We start from the raw sequence: 11,053 nt of genomic DNA on the forward strand, positions 1-11,053 counted from the left end.
TGCTTCAAGTCTTAATTTCCAGCCATCGCCTTCAGGTTGGCGGCATAGGCGTCGACGTCATCCTTGCCGATGATCTTGGTCGGGATGATGATGAGGCCGTTCTCCGGGATGCCCGACTTGTCGCCCTTGAGATAGGCAGCCATCAGCTTCATGCCCTGATAGGCCCATTCGAAGGGCTGCTGCACGACGGTGGCGGCAATGGTGCCTTCCTTGACGCCGCCCAGCGTGATCGGATCGTCATCGAAACCGACGACGGTGATCGAGCCGAGCTTACCGGCATCGCGCAGCGCTTCATAAATGCGCGGCGTGTTGTAGGAGTAGAAGCCGACCATGCAGGTGACGTCGGGGCTGGCGACCAGCGCGTCCTCGACATTCTTCTTGGCGCGCGCCTGGTCGATGTCGTCGCCGCGCACGTCGATCAGCTCGATCTTGGTGCCGGCCAGGCCGTCCTTCATGCCCTGGATGCGCTCCTTGGCATTGTCGGCGCCGAGCAGGCCGACGAAGCCGAGGCATTTGCCGCCATCGGGCATCGCCTTCTTGGCGATTTCAGCCGCCTGCTTGCCGGCATCGACGTTGGACGAGCCGATATAGGCGACGCGCTTGGTCTGCGGGGCGTCCGAGTCAGTGGTGAACAGCGCCGTTTCCGAAGCGATCTTGTTGAGGCCATCGGTCGAGGTCTTGGGATCGACGGCCGAGACCATGATGCCCTTGACGCCGGCCGTCACCAGATCGTCCATCAGCCGCTGCTGGATGGCGACCGAGGACTGCTCGGGATATTTGAGCTCGAGCGTATAGTCGGGCAGTTCGCCCTGCGCCTTCTTGACGCCGGCTTCGGCGGCCTTCCAGAAATCGGAAGCGCCGTTGACGACGAAGGCCAGCGTCGGCTTGTCGGCGGCGCGCGCGATTGCCGTGGCCGACAGGCCAAGCAGCAGCGCGGTCGCGGCTACGGATGCATTTCGTATCAAGGATTTCATGTTCAACCTCCCGTTTGGCTCAGTCGTCAGACCGGCCGATCTTGCACTGACCTGATTTTGCCGTTTGCAGCGTGGACGCCCTCCTCCTCAAAGGGGTTCCCGGCACAGAAAGAATGGCGTCGTTCCAGCCACGATCATGGACCTTAGAGACTCATCCTTCGTTCGTAAATAGTCCGATTTGTCTGACATATCACATATCCGAGACAAGGCTTGCGGAAGTAGGATCCGCTCGCCGTCGGGCCATTTTTCGTACTCTCCCGCCGCCCGAGCCCACCGGGCCGGATGCGGCAGATTGACGGTACAGCGCATTTTTGTATTAGTAAACAGTATTAGTTTTGGGCAATGCGAGCGGCTTTCCCGGCGCATCCACCGGCGAGCCGTCCTCACGGCCAACCCGCCGGCCGATCCTTTCGCCCTTTGAGTTTTGGCTTGTATGGAGATGCATGGCGGATGGACCTCCGGCCTACTAATAGTTATAAACGACTTTGACGATATCTCTACAAATCGACGGCGTCACGCCATCTTGCCGGCCTGACCGGCCTGCCAGACTGGGATTTGCCATGAGCGAGACGACGGATCGGGCCAGCGACACGGCGAGGCGGCGCAAGACGCCGGCCAAGGGTGCCAAGCGCCGCGTCACCATGATCGATATCGCCAGGGCGGCCGGCTGCTCGCAGGCGACCGTTTCCTTCGTGCTCAACAATTCGCCAGGAATCAAGCTGTCGCAGCAGACCCGAGAACGGGTGATCGAAGCCGCGCGGACCCTTGGCTATACCGCGCCCGCTTTCGAGGCCCTCCACCCGGCGTTGCCTGCCTTCGAGGGGCCTGCCTTCGAAGGGCTGGACGGGGTGATCGGCTTCGCCGTCGACCAGCTTGCCACCAGCCCGGAAGCCGTGGTCGCCATCGAGGGCGCGCGCCAGGCCTCGTGGAATGCCGGCAACGTGCTGCTGGTCGCGCAGACGCTGGGCGATTCCGTCATGGAGCCGCGCGCCATCTCCGCCCTGACCAAGCGGGGCATTTCGGCGCTGATCTACATGACCATCTTCACCCGCGAGATCACAGCGCCCGACTATCTCTACGGCCTCGACATCCCGGTGATCCTGCTCAACTGCTACACATCAGACTACGCCTTCCCCGCCGTGGTGCCGAGCGAGATCGCCGGCGGCCAGAGCTCGACCCGCCATTTGATCAGCCACGGCCACCGCCGCATCGCCACCATCACCGGCGAGCCGTGGATGCAGGCCGCACAGGACCGGCTGAAAGGCTACCGCCGCGCGCTCGCCACCGCCGACATCCCCTTCGATCCCGAACTGGTGGTCGAGGGCGACTGGTCGGCCAGCGCCGGCTACGCCGCGACCGTCAAGCTCTTGTCGCTGAAGGACCGCCCGACCGCCATCTTCTGCCAGAACGACCGCACCGCGATTGGCTGCTACGAAGCACTGAAGGAAGCCGGCCTGCACATCCCCGGGGACATTTCCGTGGTCGGCTACGACGACGAGGAAATCGCTAGGCATCTGTTCCCGCCGCTGACGACCTCGATCCTGCCGCACATGGCGATGGGCCAATGGGCGATCGAACAACTGGAGGCACCGGCGGCGCCTGGGCGGGGAAGATATCCGATTACGAAGCTGGAGTGCCCGCTGGTGGAGCGGGAGAGTGTGCGGGCGGTGGGGTAATTGGCGTACCCGAAGGATTCGAAATCACGACCTCTGCCTTCGGAGGGCAGCGCTCTATCCAGCTGAGCTACGGGTGCTTTCAGGACCGGCGATCTACAGTTGGCTGACGGTTGGGACAAGATCCTCGATCGCATCATCAGTTCGGACACGAAATTTCCGATAGGCTTCCGATGAAAGCCAACTCGTCACCACCTTCTGGAATGACTTGTGGTTCATGAAACGCGCGAAGATTTCTTCGTTCTGATCCATTCTCTCTACAAACAGGGCTTCTAGCAAATTTCTGAAAACGAGTTCAAATTTATCGCCAGGGTTTACGACAGCAGTCTGCTTTAGCGCAGCATCCAGAACGGCCGCCTCAATAATCTGATCGAAGAATAACTGATCGCGCTGTTCCGAGGGGCGCGGGCTTGCGTCCGCTGGCCGGGCGCGCTGCTCAGACCGAGTATGGCGGTTGGCGGTCCTCGTCATAGATCGAGCTTGCCAAAGCGTCTAAGCGGTTGAGACCCTTGCTTGGTTTACCTGAAACAACCATGTCCTGATCTCTCGCGGCTTTGACAAAGGCCTCAAACGCGACGGATTGCCGGCAAGTTCCTACCTGGGCCTCATCGAGCAAACGCAATGCCTGTCGATAGGAATGCATTTCCTTGTTCTTCCATGCCCCACTCATCGCCGCTCTGGCTTCCGCCACCGACGAGATGGCCCTCGTTTGGAAATTCACAAATTTAATCTGCACAGGTAGGAAAGCAGCCAACGTCAACCCCTCTTTCACGGTCACAAGGTCTTGGAAACTTCACAGACTGGAATTGGTTGCAGCCGCGTAGAATTTTGTGGTTGGTCGCCTTTGCTCCCATCTGGTGATCGCAGGCCGTTGACAAGACTCGCAGTCGCAAGGCAATTTCCGTTCGGGTAAAGCGAGGAGCATCGCTATGAAGAAAACCTATGAGAAGCCTGTTCTGACCAAGCGCGAACGGCTTTCTGCCGTCACGGCTGTTTCTACCCCTTCGACCATCATCATTCCCGGTTAACGAGCCGCACGCCTCACGAATAAGCGCGCTGGCGCGAGCCCGCGGGCTTTTTGTTGCCGCCACTCGTTCCGCACGCGACAGCTCAGTTTCGTATACCTGTCGCGACGGCCCATGCCGTCTCCGAGTCCGGTTTTCGAACCTCCGTCTCGCTGAACCCCACACCTTCCAGAGCAGCTGTGATCTCGTCCGGTTCACGGGGGGTGAAGATATCTGCTGGCATGTTCATCCGGTCCATGTGCGCCTTGGGAAGGAAGCCCAAAACGATCCGTCCGCCAGGCCTGAGAACGCGTGCCAACTCAGCGGATCCGGCCTTCAGGCTTTGCCAGAAGTATACTGTGTGGATGCTGAGGGCTTTGTCGAATGTCGCATCCGGCAAGGGCAGCTTTTCAACCACCCCGACGTGAAACTCGGCGCGTCCGGCGCGCACCGCATCGGCAAACCGCCGAGTGGCGGCGCTCACCACGTCGGGGGAGCGATCAACACCGCAGACGAATGCGGCGCCACCGACAAGGCGCGGCACTGCCGGACCGCCGCCGAAACCGACTTCCAGTACTCGATCCTCAGGAACCAGTTGCAATTGATCGAGAGCGTAGCTGTTCAGCCGGGCGTTGCCCCGGTTCATGCCAGCGCGGATGAGCCAGCCGGCAATACCGGCCGGCCAAGAAAGCTGTTTTGCTATGAACCTTGGCGCCATCTCATTTCCAGCCCCTGCCAATCATACGGCGGTTCGCAGGCTGTGAGCAACCGTTGGGCCGCTGGCTCTGGCCATCGGGCTTTCACGCAACGCCAGGTCGGCCGAAGCAGTACCTGAGTCTACCGACCGAAGCGGCGCCGATGGTGACAAACCTTCCTCTATCTTGTTCACCATTTGCGTCTGCTGAAGTGCGCTCGAGGCGGCGCCTCCCTGCTACTCCGTCCGATACTTTACGAGTCGTCTGATGCAATGGCGCCGGGAGCTTATCGAGGAATACCGCCGATGGCCCATCCGAGCGAGAGAGCCAAGACGAACCCCAGAATTACGGCCGTAAAGAACCACATAGACGCGTTCCTCTCGTTGTGCGAGCATCAACGCGCCAATCGCTTTATAGTTGCAAATACAGCATTGCACAGCGGCAGCGATCCCGCACGGGCGCCGACGCGTGGAGCCTCACATCTGGTCGTCGGCCTCTGTGTGGGAGCTTGTGAGACGTAGTTGCCAGCCGCCCATCGACCGTTCCAGGTCGGTGGATATGGATTGTGCCGTGGTGGGCGCCGCCCACGAAAGCAGGGCAACGCTGACTGAGAATGAGATCAGCAAGGCGAAGGCGGTCGCGAGCAAGATATGGTCCCCTGTTGAAAGCCGGGGCATAACCGTCGCCGATCCGGTTCGTTCATTCCCAGTCTGCTCACTTGTGAATCAAGGTTACCGCGCCGTTAAGAACGGCGTCGCACCTGACAACGAGGGAGTCAGCCTAGACCTGCTGCGCCAATGCCGTCGCGGCTGGAACCTTTTTCAGCCGCGCGGATTGCTGTGCATGACAAAAACACCTGAAGTTGCCTCACCCATTCTCGCCCAGACCAGCCCCGACCGACCTGTCAATTGCGAGGTCGCTCTGGAAGCCGCCTTCGCGGCCCTTGTCGCTACTTCCATTGCCCAGGGATGGACCCCGGAAGAGACGGCCGACACGCTGCACAAGCTCGCTGTTGAGCATCTCGAACAGCTCAAGGCTACAACAGCCTAACCGCTCCGGCGCGGCTCCGGGATTTCGACACGTCACATGTCGGATTATTTGCATTCAAACGAATTTTGCGACGCTATAAATGCTGCCTCTACGTAAGTTCTGGGAGGAGAACATGGCTCCGCACGAGCAGCATGCCGTTGAAATTATCCGGGAGAAGAGATGGACGGTGCGTGTAACCGCCTTCGGTAACGCGATTACGTTCCCCTTTGAAGCTGAAGAGTATGCCCGCTCATATGCTGATGGACAGGCGCTCCGGCTAGGCGTCCAGGTTGTCGAATTCAAGCAATGCGCCTAGCGAGAGCCTTCTCCTGCACGTCGTGCCGATGGTGAAGGAAAACTTCAGGCAACGGCTTCGGCTGACCGCCAAGGCCCTGTTCCGGCCCTGCCTGCGCATGTAATCGGCCGGCGCCAGGACGGCAGGCATGCGGTCGTAAAGTCGCGATCCGTCGTTGGGCTCACAGTTGCGATCCCCGGAGATACGGCAACGATCGCAGAAGGCATGTAGCCAATCCTTCGTTGCGTTGGCGAGGAGCGGCTTTATTGCCTTCTCTCTTATGTACGTGAGTTGCTTTGCGCTTCAATGCGTGCCGACTCGGATGGGTGAGCACGGGCAACTGCGGCTTCACAGGTTGACCGGATCCCCTCGACCTCAGCCGCCGTTAAATGATCTATCCCGATGAAGCTGTTCTTGCCGGCACCCACGCGCACCAGCTCGTCAAGCTTTGCCTGTAAGGCCGCCCCATCTCGGTTCTGCGTATTCTGGATCAAGAAAACCATCAAGAATGTAATTATCGTCGTCGAGGTATTGATGATAAGCTGCCAGGTTTCCGAAAAGGCGAGGACAGGTCCGGAGAAACCCCAGACCCCGATCAAAGCGATGCAAAGGATGAATGTGAACGGCCGACCCGCCCCACGAGCCACGGCGTTCGCAATTTTTCCGAAAGTCTTTTCCATTCAGCGCCCGCGCCACAACAAAAGAAGCCCGCCGAGATGACTGCCCCCGAAAGTTGGACACAACCTTCGGGGGTCAGTTCACGAGCGGGGTCTTTTGCTTCAATGGGCAGCCGCTTTTCTCTTGGCGGCCGATTTGGGCTGACCAGATTTACCCTTGGACGCGGAATCCTTCGAGCGGGCCGCGGTAGCGGGGGCAGCTGCGGTCTTCTTGGTCGCGCTCGCCTTCGCAGGCGATGCCTTCCTCGTAGCTGCCTTCTTAGCAGGCGCCTTCTTCGCTGCCTCCTCGTTGGAGGAGAAAATGCCGGTGATGCTGTCGATGATGGACACTGCGCTACCCTCCGTTGAACTCGACCCTCAATGCCCGTCGGCACGAAAAGGTTCCATTCAGGGGATTAGCAGGCAGACTGGATCAGCTGTTGCTATACACCGCAAAATTCAAGTTTACGATGAGCCGGTACTTGACCGTTGTAGCCGTGGTCTTGTCCTATAAAAACTTAGAGCGATCACGGCACCGCCCAACTCGCGATCCGAGCTGTAGCTCGCCTTTCCTGATCGCGTGAGAGATCGTTCGTAATTTGACATCCTTCCGAGATCCGATGGGCGATCGATCCATTGGCTCCCGAACATCAGTTAGCCGCTGTTGTTCGTTCCACTCTGAAACAACGAAGCAATTCGGGGCTCATTGCAAAAGGATCCGCGTACCTGCAAGAAGTGGATGTGGACCAGCCCGTTCAAGGCGCTGCGAGTTGGCTCCGCAAGTGGAGCAGTTCACCTTCTCGACCGATGATCGGAACCTTTTTTCGGTTCGTGAATTTAGTGGGGTTAAAAGGGACTTTATCGCATGGAGCAAGGGGTTTTGGGCGGAGCGTTGGCGAAGGGCTTCCTCACCGGCGTGGATAGCCGCGAACGGCACGAAGCCGATTTTGTCGGAAGCAGCGAACTGGAAGACTTCTTTGAGAATGCGGCAGTCCCTCTTCACTTGGTGGCAAATGACGGAACCATTCTGCGCGCCAACCGCGCAGAACTGGACATGCTCGGCTACACAGCCGAGGAATATGTCGGCCGCAGCATTCGTGACTTTCACGCTGATCCCGCCGCGATCGAAGACATTTTGAGCCGGCTCTCCAGGCGCGAGGATGTTCAGCACTACCGCGCCAGGCTCCGGGCTAAGGACGGTTCCATGCGTTGGGTGGAGATCACCTCCAACGTGCGTGCGGTTGACGGCCGGTTTCTCAACACGCGTTGCATTACCATCGACGTCACCGAAAAGACAAAAGCGGAAGAGTTGCTACGCGAACACGAGCAGCGGCTTGCCGCCACCTATCACAGCGCTGGGGCCGGCATCGTGGAAACCGATGCGAAAGGCCGGCTCCTTCGGGTGAATGCGCATTTCTGCGATCTGTTGGGCTACGATCGTGAGGCACTGGTTGGAGAGTCGATTTTCGATCGAACCTTCGCCGCCGATGTCGAAGCCGATCGATCCCAATACATGCGCCAGGTCGCCGGCGAAATCAAAAGCTACACAACAGAAAAGCGGTTCGTTCGCCAAGACGGGTCGCTTCTGTGGGCGCTTATGACGTCCTCCAGCATTTGCGACGAGCAGGGGCAGTTTCGCTATGCGGTGCGTGTGCAGCACGACATCAGCGAGCGCAAGGCCATAGAGGCGACACTCGCCCAAAGGGCGGAAGAGCAGGGTGCACTGCATCGATTCACTGAAATGCTGCAGCATGCTCGCACGCCGGCTGACGTCCATGAGCCTGCGCTCGACGCAATCCAGCGTGCGCTGGGATGTCAGCGCGCTTCGATCCTGCTGCTGAACGACGGGATCATGAAGTTTGTCGCCTGGCGCGGCCTTTCTGACGCCTATCGCACCGCCGTCGAAGGCCACTCGCCCTGGCCGGAAGACTGTACCGATCCTCAGCCGATTTGCCTGGGCGATATGCAAAAAGCCGAGCTTCCGGACAAATTGAAACGAACAATCCTGGCCGAGGGCATTGGCGCGGTTTGCTTCGTGCCGATAACGGAAGGCGGGCGACTGCTTGGCAAGTTCTTGGCCTACTTCGACCAGCCATGGGATTGCTCTGCCGACCAAGTCGAGGTCGCCAGGACCATCGCTCGCCAACTCGGTTTCGGGATCGAGCGCCTGAAGGCACAGAATGCCGCCCAACGTTTGGCAGCGATCGTGGAGTCATCCCATGATGCGATCGTCAGCAAGGATCTCAACGGCATCATTTCGACCTGGAACCGAGGCGCCGAACGCCTGTTCGGCTATTCGGCCGCGGAAGTGGTGGGCAAGCCCATCACCATTGTCATTCCGGACGACCGGTTGGACGAGGAGCCGCTGATCTTGGGTCGCATCCGCAGGGGTGAACTCGTCGACCACTTCGAAACCGTGCGCCGCCGCAAGGATGGGACACTGGTGAATATTTCCCTCACAATATCGCCGGTTCGCGACGCGACGGGCCGGGTGGTCGGTGCTTCCAAGATCGCCCGGGATATAACCGATCAAAAAATGGCCGAAGCAAAGGTGCGCGACAGCCAACGTCACCTTCAGGATCTGCTCGCCGCTATTCCTGCCGCGATTTACACCACCGATCGCGATGGCAAGATCACCTATTTCAACGAAGCCGCGGTGGCACTGGCCGGGCGGACGCCAGTAATCGGCAGTGACGAATGGTGCGTGACCTGGAAGCTCTTCTGGCCCGACGGCACGCCGCTTCCTCACGATCAATGCCCGATGGCGATCTCCTTGAGGGAAGGTAAGCCGGTCCGCGGATATGAAGCGGTTGCCGAGCGGCCAGACGGAACCAGAATCCCGTTCGTCCCCTATCCGACACCGATGCGGGATGCGAATGGCAAGGTCATCGGCGGCATCAACATGCTGGTCGACGTCAGCGAGCGAAAGCAGGCGGAGACCCAACAGCGGATCCTGCTCGATGAGCTCAATCATCGCGTCAAGAACAACATGATGATGCTGAAGTCCTTGCTTTCCGTCGCGGCAAGGACGAGCCGAAGCACGGAAGCCCGCGACACACTCCAAGAGGCAAGCAACCGGGTTGCCACGATGGCGGCCGCACAGCGTGTTCTCTACGATACCGCTGACGCCAGCAACTTCAGTGCGCAGCCCTTCCTCGGCGCCGTCTGCGAAACTGCCAAGCAAATGTTTCCACCGAATGTACGGCTGGTTTGTGAAGCTGACAGCATTCAACTGCCAAACGACGTTGCGATGCCGTTGGCCCTCATCGTCAACGAACTTTTGACCAACGCCGTCAAGTACGGCCTGAACGGCAGCGTCGGCGGGACCGTCCACGTCAGCATCAGAAGGAAGGGGGAGGGCAATTCGCTGATAGTCGAGGATCAAGGCCCAGGTTTCGACCTGAACTCGGTGCGCGCCACGTCCTCGGGACTGCGGTTGGTCGAGGGCCTCGCGCGTCAGATCGGCGCAACCTTCGAAGTTCATCGAGACCCATGTCGATGCGTGGTGGCTTTTTCTCAAGCACCGCTGGAGATCGGCCGTGCGACTGGAAACCGCGATGACTGAGCCAAGCCAAGCCGGGGAACTCGACCGCGCATTCAAGCCTCAGCTGGCCTTCTCGCGAGACGACATGGGCGCCGGCCAGGCAACGCCCATGGCTGGTCGGTCGATATTGATCGTCGAAGACGATTACCTGATTGCACTCGACGCGGAAGCCGGACTGACCGCGGCGGGGTTCTCGCTGGTAGGAACGGCGGTCAGCGCTGAACAAGCTATCAGCATCGCGGTCTCGACCCGGCCGGCGCTTGTCCTGATGGATATTCGCCTGCTTGGTAAGCGGGACGGAATTGACGCCGCCCTGGAACTTTACCGCGACCACGGCATACGATGCATATTCACAACCGCGCATGGTGACCACGAGGTGAGGCTTCGCGCCGAAGCAGCTAGGCCGCTTGGCTGGGTGCAAAAGCCCTACTCGATAATCGCTCTAGTCGAAGCCATCAGAACAGGTCTCCAACAACTCGAGCAACAGAACTGAGGCGCGGGGATTCCCGCAAGCTCCCCGACCGACTTGCCGCAAACCAGGCGCTATCCAGACGTAGGGGCCGGGCCCCGCTAACCGGCTAAAACATCCCAGCCCCGAAGAGCACCGCAATTCCTAGTGCTGCCTGTGCGTGGCCCAAGACACACCAGCAGGATATCGACGCGCTGCGGCCGAGCTGATGACGGTGGCGCATAGCTGGCGCTGCCGCAAGCAAGCGTCAGTTGAGATGCCGCGCCATAATCCCACTTAGCCATTCGAACAAGGTGATATCCCTTGGCCGGCTGTCGGCTTCAGTGATGGCCGTTTCCAACGTCAGCGCCACCAGATCATCCGCTGCCTCGACTGATTGGCCTCGGTAGGAGCGGGCCAGCAGCCTCAACGCGGCGATCAGTCGAGGGTCGGTAGCCCTGGACCAGTCGCGATCGGTAGACTGCTGAAATTTATGAAGGTGCTTGGGGTGTTCGGACATAGCTTTCATCCCTGTGTTGGGCGAAAGCACCTGAGTTGACTTCCAAGCGTCCGTGTGCCGGGGTACGGCGGGCGACACCCCACCTTACGCTTCCTGCGCAGGCGTGCAATCACATATGAGGCAGGTGGTGAGAGGTCTGCCGGCGCAGTGCCTGAGAGCTACTGCGCCGGCCAAGGCGACCCACAGGTCCGCCGCGCCTCACAAGACAATCCATG

Annotated in this window: 12 protein-coding genes; 5 read left to right on the plus strand and 7 right to left on the minus strand. The window is 59.8% G+C overall.

What is annotated here, in order from left to right; all coding sequences use genetic code 11:
- Positions 1–11: 11 nt before the first annotated feature.
- Positions 12–974, minus strand: a complete 963-nt coding sequence (locus tag LB558_RS15665; protein ID WP_224698360.1) for a sugar-binding protein — start codon at positions 972–974, stop codon at positions 12–14.
- Between the two features lie 560 nt (positions 975–1,534).
- Here LB558_RS15665 and LB558_RS15670 point away from each other — a divergent pair.
- Positions 1,535–2,650: a LacI family DNA-binding transcriptional regulator gene (locus tag LB558_RS15670; RefSeq protein ID WP_224698361.1), complete on the plus strand. Its 1,116-nt coding sequence runs from the start codon at positions 1,535–1,537 to the stop codon at positions 2,648–2,650.
- 93 nt (positions 2,651–2,743) lie between these two features.
- On the opposite strand, the gene LB558_RS15675 is transcribed toward LB558_RS15670, so the two are convergent.
- Together LB558_RS15675 and LB558_RS15680 are read right to left on the minus strand one after the other, a co-directional pair.
- Complete coding sequence (locus LB558_RS15675; protein ID WP_224698362.1) at positions 2,744–3,118, minus strand: hypothetical protein; 375 nt, start codon at positions 3,116–3,118, stop codon at positions 2,744–2,746.
- Positions 3,084–3,401, minus strand: coding sequence for a DUF982 domain-containing protein (locus tag LB558_RS15680; RefSeq protein ID WP_224698363.1), 318 nt, complete (start codon positions 3,399–3,401; stop codon positions 3,084–3,086). The genes LB558_RS15675 and LB558_RS15680 overlap by 35 nt, the downstream gene beginning before the upstream one ends.
- A gap of 175 nt (positions 3,402–3,576) precedes the next feature.
- Here LB558_RS15680 and LB558_RS15685 point away from each other — a divergent pair, with 175 nt between their 5' ends.
- The gene (locus tag LB558_RS15685; RefSeq protein WP_224698364.1) at positions 3,577–3,675 is read left to right on the plus strand and encodes a putative RiPP precursor; all 99 of its coding nucleotides are present in this window, start codon (positions 3,577–3,579) and stop codon (positions 3,673–3,675) included.
- Between the two features lie 82 nt (positions 3,676–3,757).
- Here the strand turns inward: LB558_RS15685 and LB558_RS15690 are convergent, their stop codons facing one another.
- Entirely contained in the window at positions 3,758–4,369 is a 612-nt protein-coding gene (locus LB558_RS15690; protein ID WP_224698365.1) for a class I SAM-dependent methyltransferase, read from the minus strand.
- A gap of 547 nt (positions 4,370–4,916) precedes the next feature.
- Between LB558_RS15690 and LB558_RS15695 the strand changes: the two genes are divergently transcribed.
- Positions 4,917–5,396: a hypothetical protein gene (locus tag LB558_RS15695; protein ID WP_224698366.1), complete on the plus strand. Its 480-nt coding sequence runs from the start codon at positions 4,917–4,919 to the stop codon at positions 5,394–5,396.
- A gap of 552 nt (positions 5,397–5,948) precedes the next feature.
- On the opposite strand, the gene LB558_RS15700 is transcribed toward LB558_RS15695, so the two are convergent.
- Together LB558_RS15700 and LB558_RS15705 are read right to left on the minus strand one after the other, a co-directional pair.
- On the minus strand, positions 5,949–6,350 hold the full coding sequence (locus tag LB558_RS15700) for a low affinity iron permease family protein (protein ID WP_224698367.1): 402 nt from the start codon (positions 6,348–6,350) through the stop codon (positions 5,949–5,951).
- Positions 6,351–6,449: 99 nt separating this feature from the next.
- On the minus strand, positions 6,450–6,677 hold the full coding sequence (locus LB558_RS15705) for a hypothetical protein (protein WP_224698368.1): 228 nt from the start codon (positions 6,675–6,677) through the stop codon (positions 6,450–6,452).
- A 514-nt stretch (positions 6,678–7,191) separates the two neighbouring features.
- On the opposite strand from LB558_RS15705, the gene LB558_RS15710 reads away from it, so the two are divergent.
- Positions 7,192–9,891, plus strand: a complete 2,700-nt coding sequence (locus tag LB558_RS15710; RefSeq protein WP_224698369.1) for a PAS domain S-box protein — start codon at positions 7,192–7,194, stop codon at positions 9,889–9,891.
- Positions 9,866–10,363, plus strand: a complete 498-nt coding sequence (locus LB558_RS15715; RefSeq protein WP_224698370.1) for a response regulator — start codon at positions 9,866–9,868, stop codon at positions 10,361–10,363. Before LB558_RS15710 ends, LB558_RS15715 begins: the two co-directional genes overlap by 26 nt.
- A 223-nt stretch (positions 10,364–10,586) precedes the next feature.
- On the opposite strand, the gene LB558_RS15720 is transcribed toward LB558_RS15715, so the two are convergent.
- Complete coding sequence (locus LB558_RS15720; protein WP_224698371.1) at positions 10,587–10,838, minus strand: hypothetical protein; 252 nt, start codon at positions 10,836–10,838, stop codon at positions 10,587–10,589.
- Between the last annotated feature and the right edge of the window lie 215 nt (positions 10,839–11,053).

It is taken from the genome of Mesorhizobium sp. CO1-1-8 (assembly GCF_020164875.1).
GTDB lineage: Bacteria > Pseudomonadota > Alphaproteobacteria > Rhizobiales > Rhizobiaceae > Mesorhizobium.